Source organism: Photorhabdus caribbeanensis, assembly GCF_018448885.1.
GTDB classification, from domain to species: Bacteria; Pseudomonadota; Gammaproteobacteria; order Enterobacterales; family Enterobacteriaceae; genus Photorhabdus; species Photorhabdus caribbeanensis.
This window is the reverse complement of the sequence record NZ_RCWB01000034.1, coordinates 21,476-35,623: the sequence shown is the minus strand read 5'-3', so window position 1 is coordinate 35,623 and position 14,148 is coordinate 21,476. Positions and strand designations below refer to the sequence as shown.

The following is a 14,148-nucleotide window of genomic DNA, read 5'->3' as shown; positions in this document are numbered from 1 at the left end:
TCAGCTGCTTATTTAAACCATTTTTTGTAGATGATGTCATAAGTGCCATCTCGTTTGACGTCAGCGAGTGCTTTATTCAGCTTATCTTGTAGCTCTTTGTTACCCTTACGAACGGCAATCCCTAAACCGATACCAAAGTAATTTTTGTCAGTGACTTTGTTACCGATGGTATTTAAATTTTCATTCTTTTTCAGCCACTCGTTAACAACGGCAGTGTCGCCGAAAACGGCGTCCAGACGGCCATTTTTCAGATCCAGAATCGCATTTTGATAGCTGTCATAAGGAACGGTTTTAATCTCTTTTCGTTGTTCCATCAGATACTTCTGGTGAGTTGTACCATTCTGGATACCTACAAGTTTGCCTTTCAGCTCTGCTACGCTGGAGACTTTACCTTTAACGGAAATAAAAACCGCTGAGTTGTCGTAATAAGTGTTAGTAAAATCAACCTGCTTTTGGCGCTCAGGAGTGATATCAATACCGGCGGCTAAAGCGTCGAAGCGACGGAATTTTAGACTGGGGATCAGGCTATCAAAGGATTGGTTAGTGAAGGTACATGTTGCATTAATTTTCTCACAGAGAGCATTGGCCAAATCGACATCAAAACCCTGAATTTTATTATTTGCATCGATGAACTCAAATGGAGGATAAGTGGCTTCTGTGGCAAAACGAATGGTCTCTTTTTCCGTGGCGGTTGCAGATAAAGTTACTGTGCCTAAGAGGGCTGCAAAAAGTAGTTTTTTCATCGCTATATCCTATTAATAGTTAGTGTGATAGATAATTAGCAAAGGCTTTGGTTTGTGGTTGGGTAAAATGGCCGATATCACCTTGTTCTACAATGCGGCCGTTTTCCATATATACGACACGGCTCGCGGCCTTGCGGGCGATTTCCACTTCATGGGTAACGATAATCTGTGTAATGCCCGTTGCAGATAATTCCTGGATGATATTGACAACCTGTGCTGTAATTTCTGGGTCCAATGCTGCCGTTGGTTCATCAAATAATAAAACTTGGGGTTCCATCATTAATGCCCGTGCGATAGCGACTCGTTGCTGTTGTCCTCCAGATAAATGTTGTGGGAAGCGGCCTGCAAAATCATCTAAGCGCAAACGGGAAAGGAGCTTATTCGCTTTTTCCTGTGCCTGTTGCTTGGATAAACTTAATACGCGACAGGGTGCTTCGATCAGGTTATCCATAACAGTAAGATGGGGCCATAAGTTATATTGCTGAAAGACCATACCTACATTTTGGCGTAGAGAACGAATTTCCTTCGTTCCTGGCGTTTGTTCAAAATTGAATTGATGATTAGCAATATGTAACTGGCCGGATCGTGGTATCTCCAGCAGGTTTAATACTCGCAACAACGTACTTTTACCTGCGCCGCTTGGCCCTAGCAAAACCATTGTTTCCCCTAGAGAACACTCAAGATTAATATCAAACAGTGCTTGATGGACACCGTAATAGCAATCAATGCTTTTTAATTGAATACTCATGCTTTTATTCTGAATAGTCAGTGATTTAGTTCGATGCTAAACCCGTTAGCATAATTATGCAACATCTTATGCACAGAATATTATTAATTGATATTTCAATTACATGCCTGATCAATGCGTTCTATTCTCTCCTTGTGTGATTTATCAACAAAAGCTTATTTATTCTGTTGCTATCCCGTGGGAAGATGAATCGACCACAATGAGTAAGCATAGTAGGATAAACAGTGGCAACGGACGACTTATGACAAATGAAGCGTCCGAACCGTTATTTATGACATCAAGTATTAATTGTGGTTCAAATTCTGATTAAGTAAAGAATGCCATCAGTAAGGGGGCGAGCAAACTCAGCACAAAACCGTGAACTATTGCTGCTGGAACAATACTGACTCCACCACACCGCTGTAATACTGGCAAAGTAAAATCCATCGAGGTCGCACCGCTTAATCCTAGAGCGCTTGAACGATATCGATTGATTAGAACTGGAATTAGCATAATTGCTACCAGTTCGCGCACCAGATCATTAAAGAATGCGGCACTGCCGATTACCGGCCCGTAAGCGTCGGAAAGTAAGATGCCAGAAAGGGAATACCAGCCGTAACCAGAAGCTAATGCTAAACCTGTTTTCATTGGCAGCCCGAGAATAAGTGCTGCAATTGCACCGCCAATAAGCGCGCTGACAGCAATAACAATCGCAATAATGGCGCCACGGCGGTTTAGCAATATCTGTTTCAGGCTCATGCCGTTGTTACGTAATTGAATACCGACGAATAGCAGTAAAACGATTAAGGCGATTTCACTGGCAGGATTGGAGAAGCGCAGCCATGACCAGCCAGTGAGTCCAAACAGGAAACCTAAAATCAGCACACCGCATAATTTCAATGATTCAAAGATCATATGTAAACGGGAAGGCGGTTTTTCCTGTTTATGTGGACTAACAACCCAAGGATCGCGCTTTTCAAGCAGGAATAACGCCAGCATATTAGCTGTAAAAATACATAAAAAAAATGTTATTGCATATTGAAAGATAGAGAAAAGGTTGCGGCCTAAATCGTCTAACAAAGCCAAGCTGATCCCCATTAAAAACAGGATGATATAGACCATCGCGTTGAGAAGGTGATGAACAACATTTAACAGTACCTTATTATTCAAATGGATAAGGTAGCCTAGCGTTAACGGCAAAAGAATGATCAGCAGCCCAGAGTACATAATTAACATCCTGTAAAACAGTTAATGTCTTTTTATCCAAATCCAGTATAAAAATCGGTTGTAGAGACTTTTAAAAATGGTTGTAAAGACCATGAAAATAAAAGATAACAATTTTTTTACATTAAGAGAATAGTCAGGATAGAGAGAAGTATGCTGTTGCTCAAAGAATTTTTTATTCTTAAGGTGGGGTGTTATTAATAACTGTTAATGTGTATAAAACGTAAAGAGAACAGTATCGACCTAGAATGAATGGAAATCCTTAGTCTTCGTGGTATTGCAAGAAATAAGTTTTTTACTGTTTCTCTGAATCCAATGCTTAATATGGTGATATTTAAATGAATTTTATTCGTTCGAAACATCGATGGGTTGTGTTGTTAGCTGTTGTGGCTGTTATTACATTAGTTCTGGGGTATTTTCTGCATGGACCAGAAACGATCAAATATCAGACAGTCCCTGTCATTAAAGGTGATTTGGAAAAAAATGTACTGGCAACGGGAAAATTGGATGCGGTCAGAAAAGTAGATGTTGGCGCACAGGTAAGCGGTCAGTTGCAGAATTTGTATGTTGAAGTGGGTGATAAGGTGACAAAAGGCCAGTTATTGGCACTGATTGATCCTAAACCGGCGCAAAATCAGGTCAAAGAAGTTGAAGCCACGATTAAAGAATTGAATGCTGATTTGATAGAAGCCAGGGCACAATTGAAATTGGCACGGCTTACATTGCAGCGTCAGAACAATCTGGCGAAAGTGCAGGCGGTTTCGCTCCAGGAATTGGATCAGGCGAAAACGGACGTTGAAGTGAAAAGAGCGCAGGTAGAAACTTTATTGGCGCAAATCAGCAAAAATCAGGCCAGCCTTGATACTGCTGAGGCGAATTTGCAATACACCCGGATTACCGCACCAATGGATGGTGTTGTTGTCAATATCAAAACGCTTCAGGGGCAAACAGTCATCGCGGCACAGGAAGCCCCGACTATTCTGACGCTTGCTGATCTGGGCACGATGTTGGTAAAAGCGGAAGTATCAGAGGCGGACGTTATTTACCTGAAACCGGGTCAGAAAGCTTCTTTTACCGTATTAGGCGCACCGGATAAAAATTTTCCGGGAGTGTTGAAAGATATTTTGCCGACGCCAGAAAAGATTAATGATGCGATTTTCTTCTATGCCCGCTTTGAGGTAGCTAATCCTCAGCAACTTTTGCGTTTGCAAATGACCGCTCAGGTGAAAATTCAACTTGATTCCCATCGTGATGTGTTGATGATCCCGATCTCTGCTTTGGGTAAACAGATTACGCCAACCCGCTATGAGGTGGATATCCTGAATGGAGATAAAGAAGAGAAGCGGGAAGTGACCATTGGCGTACGCAATGATGTGAATGTACAAATTCTGTCTGGTCTGAAAGAGCATGAGCAGGTGATTACTGGTCGTAATGATGAAGCAGAGGATGAGTAATGAATGCGTTACTTGAGCTGAAAGGTATAGAACGCAGCTATCCCACGGGTGAGCAACAGGTAAAGGTACTGGATAATGTCACCTTGTCTATTGATGCCGGTGAGATGGTTGCGATTATCGGCGCGTCAGGCTCGGGTAAATCGACACTGATGAATATTCTTGGGTGTCTTGATCAACCCAGTAACGGTGAATACTGGGTCGCGGGACAGAATGTTGCTGAACTGAATAATGATGAACTGGCAGCACTGAGACGGGAACATTTTGGCTTTATTTTTCAGCGTTATCATTTACTGACTCATTTAACCGCTGAACAGAATGTGGAAATTCCAGCTATTTACGCGGGAACCGCTAAAGCAGAGCGTCGTCAGAGAGCAATAGAGTTGCTTGGTCGTTTAGGGCTTGAAGAGCGAATCGACTATCAGCCAGGGCAGCTCTCTGGTGGACAGCAGCAGAGGGTCAGTATCGCCAGGGCGTTAATGAATGGTGGTCAGGTCATTTTGGCTGATGAACCAACCGGAGCGTTGGATAGCCATTCCGGCGAAGAGGTGATGGCAATCCTCAAACAACTGTGTGAACAAGGGCATACCGTCATTATTGTCACTCATGATCCGAAAATTGCAGCGCAGGCACAGCGAGTTATTGAGATCAAAGATGGTCACATTATGAGTGACTCTGGCACGCAAGTGACTAGAAAAGCCGCTCAAACTCCGTCGTTAACGTCAAAAATATCGTCGATACGTCAGACCGTTGGGCGGTTTAATGAAGCTTTATTCATGGCATGGCGGGCGATGGTTGCCAACAAGATGCGAACTTTGCTGACCATGTTGGGGATTATCATTGGTATTGCTTCTGTCGTGACTATTTTGGTTATCGGGGATGCGGCTAGGGCATCGGTGTTATCCGATATTAAAGAGATTGCGACGAACACCATTGATATTTATCCGGGAGAAGATTTTGGCCTTGATGATCCGGTCAGTATGCAAGCGCTGAAAATAGAGGATGCAGACGCGATTAAAGCGCAACCCTATATTCTGGCGGTTTCACCAGAAATTGAGGGGCAAATGCGCCTTCGTAAAGGGAACATTGATGTTGCTTCGAGAGTGACTGGCGTTGGTGATGAGTTTTTTCAGGTTTATGCTCTGCGCTTTGCCCAAGGAATGGGATTCTCATTGGATATGATACGCCGTCAGGGGCAAGTTGTGGTTATTGATGACAATACTCAGCGTAAGCTGTTTCCTCACCAGAAAAATGTGATTGGGGAGGTGATCTTGGTGGGTAATATGCCGGCCACAATTGTGGGAGTGGTATCTGATAAGAGAGCGACGTTTGGCAGTAGCAAATCATTACATGTCTGGTTGCCTCATAGCACGATGACCAGCCGTCTGATGAACCGAAATTATTTGGATTCAATTACTGTCAGAATAAAGGATGGTTATAACTCTAAGGATATAGAAAAGAAGATTGTTCAGTTGCTCACTTTGCGCCACGGGAAAAAGGATGTTTTCACCTATAACGTGGACATGATGGTAAAAACGGCGGAAAAAACGGCCCATACTTTACAACTGTTTTTGACGATGGTGGCGGTAATTTCGCTGATAGTTGGCGGGATTGGCGTTATGAATATTATGTTAGTTTCGGTGACTGAACGTACAAGAGAGATCGGTATCCGTATGGCCGTGGGCGCCAGAACCAGTGATGTGATGCAGCAGTTTCTGATAGAAGCTATTTTGGTTTGTCTGGTTGGCGGTGTTTTGGGCATTGTACTCTCTTATACGATTGCATTGATTGCTCAACTGGCGCTGCCTGGTTGGCACTTTGTTTTCCAGCCCATCGCCTTACTCAGTGCTTTCGCCTGTTCTACCGCAATTGGCGTGATATTTGGGTTTCTACCTGCCCGTAATGCTGCTCGCCTTGATCCGATAGAAGCGTTGGCAAGGGAATAAGCGAAAATGAAATAACGTTACGCCGCAGGCAATGACCAGCGGCGTGTGAATAATACCTGGTTATAACCCACAGGCCAGGCTATTTAGCCTTTGGGTTCGTTTTCAAGGGGAACAATAATACTGGCATGATTTCCCTTTGGGCCTTGGTGAACGCTGAAATTCACCTTCTGGCCCGCTTTCAGCGTCCGGTAGCCGTCCATCTGAATGGTTGAGTAATGAGCGAATATATCTTCTCCGCCGCTTGCCGGGCAAATAAACCCAAAGCCCTTCGCATTATTGAACCACTTAACAGTACCTGTCTCCATACTTCTACATCCCTCGTTTAATAATTTCGGTTGAGATGAGCCATTAATATAACAGTCGTAAACAATCACATGTAAACAGCGACATTATCTATGTTTGTTCACAAAACATACTGTAGTAAAAATCAAATTCTCGTCAAGCACAGAACAAATGTCTGGTTGTTTTGAATGACTAAAGTTTGATATAGATAACGATATGAGTTTCGTTCATTCACTTTTATACCGAGTTTTCATAGGGGAATAGTCTGTGGTAAAAGGAGTTGCCCAGAGAATGATAAGATAAATGACAACATAATTTGTTTGCTGGCAGTGGCTGGTATTAGAGGTTAATCCTGTTGGGAAAATAATGAACGAGTATCATAACAGTTTGAAAGTTAAGGAATCAGTTAAGAATGAACGACAGCAAAAATTGCAGCCGCCGTCAATGTATCAGGTCATTCTTAACAATGATGATTACACTCCGATGGAGTTTGTAGTTGACGTATTACGAAAGTTCTTTTCTTATGATATTGAACGGGCAACGCAGTTAATGTTGGATGTCCACTATCAAGGGAAGGCTGTTTGTGGAGTTTATACTGCTGAGGTGGCAGAAACTAAAGCGGCTCAGGTAAATATGTATGCCAGGGAGCACGGGCATCCATTACTTTGTACGCTGGAAAAAATCTGACCAGGTATACTGATTTTAGGGGGAGGTGCCTATGCTCAACCAAGAGCTTGAACTTAGTCTTAATATTGCCTTTGCTAAAGCACGGGATAACAGACACGAGTTTATGACTGTGGAGCACCTATTGCTGGCGTTGTTAAGCAATTCATCAGCGCGTGAAGCATTGGAAGCCTGCAAGGTCAATCTGGCTCAATTGCGTAAGGAGCTGGAGAATTTTATTTCACAAACGACACCGTTGTTACCTGAAAATGATGAGCGGGAGACTCAGCCGACGTTGAGTTTTCAACGTGTTCTTCAGCGCGCGGTATTTCATGTTCAATCTTCTGGGCGTTCAGAAGTTTCTGGTGCTAACGTGCTGGTGGCTATCTTTAGCGAACAGGAGTCTCAAGCGGCTTATTTGCTGCGTAAACATGATGTTAGTCGTCTGGATGTCGTTAATTTCATTTCTCACGGAACGCAAAAAGAGGACACTGAATCGGATCATCAGGAGACAGGCTCGCAATCTGCGGAAGAGCACTCTACAGGTGAGGATCGGTTGGAAAATTTCACAACTAATCTGAATCAACTTGCTCAAAGAGGGCAGATTGATCCATTGATTGGCCGTCAGGATGAGTTGGAAAGAACAATCCAGGTATTGTGTCGTCGCCGAAAAAACAACCCACTGTTGGTCGGAGAGTCGGGGGTCGGTAAGACCGCCATTGCCGAAGGGCTGGCATGGAGGATTGTGCAAAAAGATGTACCGGAAGTGATGGCTGATTGTACGATTTATTCGCTGGATATTGGCTCGTTGCTGGCGGGAACTAAATATCGTGGTGATTTTGAGAAGCGCTTCAAAGCATTGTTAAAAACCCTTGAGCAGGATAAGAAAAGTATTCTATTTATAGATGAAATTCATACCATTATCGGTGCGGGTGCTGCGTCAGGGGGGCAGGTCGATGCGGCCAACCTGATTAAGCCGCTGTTATCTAGTGGGCGTATCAGAGTGATTGGTTCTACGACCTATCATGAATTCAGTAATATTTTTGAAAAAGATCGGGCGTTAGCGCGTCGTTTTCAGAAGATTGATATTGTTGAGCCTTCACCCGAAGAGACGGTACAGATTATTAAAGGGTTGCGGCCAAAATATGAGGCGCACCATGATGTACGTTATACCACGAAAGCGATCCGCGCTGCGGTTGATTTATCAGTGAAATACATTACTGATCGCCACTTGCCGGATAAGGCGATCGATGTAATTGATGAAGCCGGTGCTCGTACTCGTTTGGTGCCGATTAGTCGCCGTAAAAAAACGATTAATGTGTCGGATATTGAATTCGTCGTTGCCCGGATTGCCCGTATCCCTGAAAAAACCGTTTCTGCCAGTGATAAAGATGTCCTAAGAACACTGGATGAGCGGCTGAAAATGTTAGTATTCGGTCAGGATACTGCGATTGCGGCATTGACCGAAGCTATTAAGATGAGTCGTGCAGGATTGGGTCAGGATAATAAACCGGTGGGTTCTTTCCTGCTTGCAGGTCCGACAGGCGTGGGGAAAACGGAAGTCACCGTACAGCTTGCTAAGGTGCTGAATATCAAATTATTGCGTTTTGATATGTCAGAATATATGGAGCGCCATACCGTAAGCCGTTTAATTGGTGCGCCACCGGGATATGTTGGTTTTGATCAAGGAGGATTGCTTACGGATGCTGTGATTAAACATCCTCATTCAGTATTGCTGCTTGATGAGATTGAAAAAGCACATCCAGATGTGTTTAACCTGTTATTGCAAGTCATGGATAACGGTACTCTGACTGATAATAACGGTCGCAAAGCAGATTTTCGTAACGTCATTTTAGTCATGACAACGAATGCGGGGGTACGTGAAACGCAGCGTAAGTCCATTGGATTTAAGCAGCAGGATAACAGCTCTGATGCAATGGAAGAGATTAAGAAAGTGTTTACACCGGAATTCCGTAACCGTCTTGATGGCATCATCTGGTTTAATACGCTTTCTATTGAGGTTATTCAACAGGTAGTTGATAAGTTCATTGTCGCCCTGCAAGCACAACTGGATGAGAAAGGTGTTTCGCTGGAGGTCAGTGCGGATGCTCGTCAGTGGTTATGTGATAAAGGCTATGATAAAGAAATGGGTGCTCGTCCAATGGCGCGGGTTATTCAGGATAGCTTGAAGAAACCGTTGGCAAATGAACTCCTGTTCGGCTCATTAGTTCACGGTGGCTCGGTAAGTATTGGCTTAGATAAGGCAAAACGCGTACTGACCTATGGTTTTAGCAGTGCTTATAAGCAGAAACCGGAAGATGTAGTGCACTAATAAAGAGTGACACCACAGGTGAATACAACGTTGTTAGATACAAAGTTGCTACCTGTGGTGTAATACCTGATAAACGGTAATGAATCAGCGGCTACGGAAGACGATACGGCCTTTGCTCAGGTCATATGGGGTCAGCTCAACTGTAACCTTGTCGCCTGTCAGGATGCGGATGTAGTTTTTACGCATTTTACCTGAGATGTGAGCAGTGACTACGTGCCCGTTTTCTAACTCAACGCGGAACATAGTGTTTGGTAGCGTGTCTAGCACGGTACCTTGCATTTCAATATTGTCTTCTTTGGCCATCTAATCCTCTAAGTTTAATAACCATCGTTTTTAACGGGCAAGATAATGCCGAAAAACCCACATTATGTAAAGGAATGTTGTATTTTAACCCGTTATTTTGCAAATGGTACATGGTGATATTTACGTTATAATCAACATGAATCGGTCAAATGTTGATTATAATTCCAGTACTTGTTGTAACCAGCAACCGGGTTTTAATGACCGATTTCTGAATTGATAAAGATGCTGAATAAATTCTTCCCTGGAGATCTCTTTTGCACCTAGTGACGCTGTGTGATGGTTAAGCACTTGGCAATCCAGTAGTTCACCGCCGTATCGCAGAAAATGGTGATAGAAGGCAATGAACGCACATTTGGATGCATTTTCCATTCTGCTAAACATAGACTCACCGCAAAATAGTGTGCCAACGCTGACACCGTACAAGCCGCCAACAATCCGCTCATTGTGCCAGACTTCTACTGAATGCGCTTGCTTTGCCTGATGTAATTTCTGATAACCTTGTTGGATATCCCGGCCTATCCATGTTCCTTCCTGCCGTTGAGCGCAGAAATAAACTACCTGTTCAAAGGCATGATTCATCGTAATACGGTATGGGTGATTGCGCAGAAACCGGCGTAGTGTTCGGCCGATATGCAATTCACCGGGAATGATTACCGCACGTGGATCAGGAGACCACCAAAGTGGCACTTCACTGGGTAAAAACCAAGGGAAAATGCCTTGATGGTAAGCGGCATTTAATCGTTTAGCCGATAAATCCCCTCCTACTGCCAGTAGACCATTAGGCTCCGTTAATGCTTCTTTCGGGTGAGGGAAATCATATGAATCATCTTTCAATTGAATTATTGGCATCGTGTGTTACTGCTCCGGTTCAAGACGAATCTGATGTTGCCGTTGATGAAATTGATAATAGCGACCTTGCTGGATCAGTAATTCATCATGTTGCCCTTGTTCAATGATGGTGCCGCCATCCATGACGTAAATACGATCCATATGATCAAGTCCGTACAGACGGTGGGTGACAATAATTAATGACTTATGCTGACAGTATTGACGTAGTAGAGACAGAATTTGCTGTTCAGTGTCCGCATCGAGCCCTTCAGTGGGTTCGTCCAGCAACATCACTGGCGCCGAGTGCAATAACGCTCTGGCAATTCCCAAGCGGCGCTGTTCACCGCCTGACAACTGACGACCACCTTCGCCCATCCAGCAGTTTAGCCCCTCATCGGTTTCCAGTAGATTGCTTAAACCTACCTGTTTCAGCACAGTTTCCAGTTCATTATCGGCTGCATTTGGTTTTGCCAGTAATAAATTCTGGCGCAAAGTATGACTGAACACATGCACACGTTGTGGAACAACCGATATCATACTGCGCAGAGTTGATTCGTCATAAGCAGTAATGGGCTGTTGATTCAGACAGATTGTGCCTGAATCAACATCCCAGGCCCGGGTCAGTAATTGTAGTAAGGTAGATTTACCACAACCGGTTTTGCCTAACAGCGCGATATGTTCTCCCGCTTTCAAACAAAGAGAAACGTTTTTCAGGACAGCCATTGGCTGATCAGGATAGGTGAAACTGATATTTTTGATATCAGCACTGGCTTGCGCTGAACTTTCCGGCCCTGATGTAGGAAATGTGACTTCCGGTTCTTGTTGCATCAATTGAGAAACACAGGTTGCAGAGGTAATGACTTGCCCTAAATGTTGGAATGCAACAGTAACAGGCCCCAAGCTTTCAAACGCAGCAAGGGAACAGAAGACAAACAGTGCGATTAATGCTCCCGGCTGGCTGTTTCCCCCTACGCCATTAGCCGCCAGCCATAAGATCAATGTGACAGTCATACCGGTGGCGAAAATCATGATTGCCTGTGATAAACCGGTCAGATTGGCTTGCTGTTGTTGACGTCTTAACCAACGTGACTCAATATCAGCCATTGACTTGCGGAAACGGCCAACAGCACCAAATACCATCAATTCAGCTTGCCCTTGCAACGCCGCTGTCAGTTGGGTGCGGTATTGACCTCGCAGAATAGTCAAATCGCGACCAACGAATTTACCTGCGTTATAAAATACCAATGGCAGCAGGATCAACAGCGCCAGCATAATACCGCCAAGAGTATAGGCTAATGTGGAATCCAGAAAACCAAGGCCGAAAGTGAGAACTATAATAACGATAAAAGCTGATAATATCGGCGAAATCACCCGTAAATAGAGATGATCCAATGTTTCAACATCAGCGACTAACCGGTTTAATAATTCGCCCTGACGAAAACGAGCTATTCCCCCCGGTGAAAGTGGCAAAATTTTCTGAAAGGCAAAAACCCGTAAATGCGCCAATACCCGGAAAGTGGCGTCATGGCTCACCAACCGTTCGGCATAGCGCCCGGCAGTTCGAAGAATGGCAGAGCCTCGGACACCCGCGGCTGGTAGCATATAGTTGAATGTATAACCGGCAAAACCTGCTAGTGCTGCGCCTGCAAGGAACCAGCCAGAGAGAGTCAGTAAACTTATACTGGCGAGTAGCGTAACAACGGCCAGCACCATGCCTAAACTGATAAGAAACCAATGACGGCGATAGAGCGCTAGAAAAGGAAGCAATACCCGCATAACTACAGCTCCTCACTTCGATAGGATAACAGACGAGTGAATACCCCTTGAGATTGGTTTAGCGTCTGGTAATCTCCCTGTTCAATAATCAACCCCTTTTCCATGACCCAAATCTGATCATATTCCAGTGTCTCTTCTAATTGGTGAGTAACTAACAGAGTCGTCTGATGATGAGATGCCTGATTGAGTGTTTCCATAACCCGTTGTTCGCTATGCGCATCCAGGCTGGCGGCAGGCTCATCCAGTAATAATAACTGGCGAGGTTTCAGTAGGGCGCGGGCAACAGCGATACGTTGGGCCTGACCAACGGATAATCGTGCTGCATTGTCACCGATGATGGTATTTAGCCCATCGGGCAAATCATGAATGAACTCGGTGACATATGCTTGTTCCATAACCTGATGGATTTGTTGTTGATTGGCATTAGGTTGGTTCAGACGAATATTATCAAGCAAAGTTTGCTCAGGCAGATGTGGATTTTGCCCAACCCAACTCAGTTGATTACGCCATCTCTGTAGATCCAATTCACGCAGCTCAGTGCCATTAATTTGTATTGAGCCACGATAGGGCAGGAACCCTAACAGTAAATTCAAGAGGGAACTTTTACCTGCTCCGCTTGGACCAACTAATGCCACTCGTTGATTTTTCTCTATAGTAAAATTCAACGGGCCAGCAAGCCGGTTGCCATCGTGGGCCAAAATTTCCAGATCATTAGCAATGATGGTCAATGAATCTTGGGGATTTAGTGTTTTATCACCACCGGTAGGGGCATGTTCGCCATCACTGCTCAATAGAGTCACTAATGCTTCCGCGGCGCCAACCGCCTGTGCTTTGGCGTGATAGTAAGTGCCCAGATCGCGCAATGGCTGGAAAAATTCCGGTGCGAGGGTTAACACCAGAAAACCGGCAAACAGGGTAACGCCCATCCCGTAACTGCCAAAATTAAGCTCCCCTAGATAGGAGAAACCGAAATAGACAGCCACAATAGCAATAGAAATGGCAGCAAAGAATTCCAGCACTGCGGAAGAAAGGAACGCTAATCTCAGCACTTCCATTGTCCTGCGACGGAAATTTTCGGTGGATTCGCTGATTTGTTGTGCTTCTGCATTGCCACGATAAAACAGGCGCAGCGTTTCCAGCCCGCGTAGTCGATCCAGGAAATTACCGCTTAACCGTCCTAGCGCGACAAAATTACGCCGATTAGCGTCTGCGGCGCCTAAACCAACCAGTGCCATAAACAGGGGAATCAGCGGAGCCGTCGCGAATAAAATTAGCCCGGCAGCCCAGTTAACAGGGAATAGGGTGATCAGGATAAGAATCGGGATCATGACGGCAAGAGACATCTGCGGCAGATAGCGGGAGTAATAATCCTGCATATCTTCTATTTGCTCAAGAATGATAGTAGCCCAGCTACCGGCTGGTTTGCCTTTAACCCACACCGGGCCAAGTTGTTCAAGCTTATCCAATACCATAGCGCGGATTTTTTGACGCACGACTTTGCCACAGATAAAGCCTATTCGTTCCCGAATAGCGCTGATGATGGCCCGTAGAGCAAAGATGGTTGCTAACAACCAAAATTCATTCGAGATGTGCTCGCGCGGAAGGTTATCCATGATTAAAGCTTGCAGAATTGAGGCAAGTAACCAGGCTTGAGTGATAATCAACAATCCACTGATTAAGCCGAGTAACATGGACAGGCGGAGCCAGCGTTGGGCTGGGGCACTTTGCTGTTTCAGCCAGCGAACCAATTCGTACTGTCTTGTTTTGTCCATAGAAAAAAATTCTAATCTAGCAGGTGAGGGTAATGGCATACCAAAAGGCTGGACATATCTTATGTGTCAGCATTCTGCCGATATGTTACATGTTAAAAGGC

Annotated in this window: 12 protein-coding genes; 4 read left to right on the top strand and 8 right to left on the bottom strand. The window is 44.6% G+C overall.

All coding sequences use genetic code 11. The features are described 5' to 3' along the window. Positions 1-8: 8 nt before the first annotated feature. The 3 genes from artJ to EAE90_RS18775 all read right to left on the bottom strand — a co-directional run bounded on the left by artJ (position 9) and on the right by EAE90_RS18775 (position 2,697). Positions 9-743: an arginine ABC transporter substrate-binding protein gene (artJ, locus tag EAE90_RS18785; protein ID WP_214054766.1), complete on the bottom strand. Its 735-nt coding sequence runs from the start codon at positions 741-743 to the stop codon at positions 9-11. Between the two features lie 19 nt (positions 744-762). Further along, positions 763-1,491: an arginine ABC transporter ATP-binding protein ArtP gene (gene artP, locus EAE90_RS18780; protein ID WP_214054765.1), complete on the bottom strand. Its 729-nt coding sequence runs from the start codon at positions 1,489-1,491 to the stop codon at positions 763-765. A 306-nt stretch (positions 1,492-1,797) separates the two neighbouring features. Further along, entirely contained in the window at positions 1,798-2,697 is a 900-nt protein-coding gene (locus EAE90_RS18775) for a LysO family transporter (protein ID WP_214054764.1), read from the bottom strand. A 335-nt stretch (positions 2,698-3,032) separates the two neighbouring features. On the opposite strand from EAE90_RS18775, the gene macA reads away from it, so the two are divergent. After that, positions 3,033-4,148 (top strand): macrolide transporter subunit MacA, encoded by a 1,116-nt coding sequence (macA, locus tag EAE90_RS18770; protein ID WP_214054763.1) that lies wholly within the window; start codon positions 3,033-3,035, stop codon positions 4,146-4,148. Next, complete coding sequence (gene macB, locus EAE90_RS18765; RefSeq protein ID WP_214054762.1) at positions 4,148-6,091, top strand: macrolide ABC transporter ATP-binding protein/permease MacB; 1,944 nt, start codon at positions 4,148-4,150, stop codon at positions 6,089-6,091. The genes macA and macB overlap by 1 nt, the downstream gene beginning before the upstream one ends. A gap of 83 nt (positions 6,092-6,174) precedes the next feature. Here the strand turns inward: macB and cspD are convergent, their stop codons facing one another. Further along, on the bottom strand, positions 6,175-6,396 hold the full coding sequence (gene cspD / locus EAE90_RS18760) for a cold shock-like protein CspD (RefSeq protein ID WP_036814644.1): 222 nt from the start codon (positions 6,394-6,396) through the stop codon (positions 6,175-6,177). A 343-nt stretch (positions 6,397-6,739) separates the two neighbouring features. On the opposite strand from cspD, the gene clpS reads away from it, so the two are divergent. Together clpS and clpA are read left to right on the top strand one after the other, a co-directional pair. Next, a complete protein-coding gene (gene clpS, locus EAE90_RS18755; RefSeq protein ID WP_214054761.1) occupies positions 6,740-7,060 on the top strand; it encodes an ATP-dependent Clp protease adapter ClpS in 321 nt (106 codons plus the stop codon). A 31-nt stretch (positions 7,061-7,091) separates the two neighbouring features. Further along, a complete protein-coding gene (gene clpA, locus EAE90_RS18750) occupies positions 7,092-9,368 on the top strand; it encodes an ATP-dependent Clp protease ATP-binding subunit ClpA (RefSeq protein WP_214054760.1) in 2,277 nt (758 codons plus the stop codon). 84 nt (positions 9,369-9,452) lie between these two features. Here clpA and infA read toward each other — a convergent pair whose 3' ends face one another. From infA to cydD, 4 genes are all read right to left on the bottom strand, one after another. Further along, positions 9,453-9,671, bottom strand: coding sequence for a translation initiation factor IF-1 (gene infA / locus EAE90_RS18745; RefSeq protein ID WP_002211347.1), 219 nt, complete (start codon positions 9,669-9,671; stop codon positions 9,453-9,455). A 156-nt stretch (positions 9,672-9,827) separates the two neighbouring features. After that, on the bottom strand, positions 9,828-10,520 hold the full coding sequence (gene aat, locus EAE90_RS18740; protein ID WP_214054759.1) for a leucyl/phenylalanyl-tRNA--protein transferase: 693 nt from the start codon (positions 10,518-10,520) through the stop codon (positions 9,828-9,830). Between the two features lie 6 nt (positions 10,521-10,526). Beyond that, on the bottom strand, positions 10,527-12,275 hold the full coding sequence (gene cydC / locus EAE90_RS18735; RefSeq protein WP_214054758.1) for a heme ABC transporter ATP-binding protein/permease CydC: 1,749 nt from the start codon (positions 12,273-12,275) through the stop codon (positions 10,527-10,529). Between the two features lie 2 nt (positions 12,276-12,277). Next, positions 12,278-14,047: a heme ABC transporter permease/ATP-binding protein CydD gene (gene cydD / locus EAE90_RS18730; RefSeq protein ID WP_214054757.1), complete on the bottom strand. Its 1,770-nt coding sequence runs from the start codon at positions 14,045-14,047 to the stop codon at positions 12,278-12,280. Positions 14,048-14,148 lie beyond the last annotated feature (101 nt).

What these genes read in the sequence shown, in the direction of transcription:
- artJ (WP_214054766.1), bottom strand. Translation starts at nt 743, where the DNA reads ATGAAAAAACTACTTTTTGCAGCCCTCTTAGGCACAGTAACTTTATCT.
- artP (WP_214054765.1), bottom strand. Translation starts at nt 1,491, where the DNA reads ATGAGTATTCAATTAAAAAGCATTGATTGCTATTACGGTGTCCATCAA.
- EAE90_RS18775 (WP_214054764.1), bottom strand. Translation starts at nt 2,697, where the DNA reads ATGTACTCTGGGCTGCTGATCATTCTTTTGCCGTTAACGCTAGGCTAC.
- macA (WP_214054763.1), top strand. Translation starts at nt 3,033, where the DNA reads ATGAATTTTATTCGTTCGAAACATCGATGGGTTGTGTTGTTAGCTGTT.
- macB (WP_214054762.1), top strand. Translation starts at nt 4,148, where the DNA reads ATGAATGCGTTACTTGAGCTGAAAGGTATAGAACGCAGCTATCCCACG.
- cspD (WP_036814644.1), bottom strand. Translation starts at nt 6,396, where the DNA reads ATGGAGACAGGTACTGTTAAGTGGTTCAATAATGCGAAGGGCTTTGGG.
- clpS (WP_214054761.1), top strand. Translation starts at nt 6,740, where the DNA reads ATGAACGAGTATCATAACAGTTTGAAAGTTAAGGAATCAGTTAAGAAT.
- clpA (WP_214054760.1), top strand. Translation starts at nt 7,092, where the DNA reads ATGCTCAACCAAGAGCTTGAACTTAGTCTTAATATTGCCTTTGCTAAA.
- infA (WP_002211347.1), bottom strand. Translation starts at nt 9,671, where the DNA reads ATGGCCAAAGAAGACAATATTGAAATGCAAGGTACCGTGCTAGACACG.
- aat (WP_214054759.1), bottom strand. Translation starts at nt 10,520, where the DNA reads ATGCCAATAATTCAATTGAAAGATGATTCATATGATTTCCCTCACCCG.
- cydC (WP_214054758.1), bottom strand. Translation starts at nt 12,275, where the DNA reads ATGCGGGTATTGCTTCCTTTTCTAGCGCTCTATCGCCGTCATTGGTTT.
- cydD (WP_214054757.1), bottom strand. Translation starts at nt 14,047, where the DNA reads ATGGACAAAACAAGACAGTACGAATTGGTTCGCTGGCTGAAACAGCAA.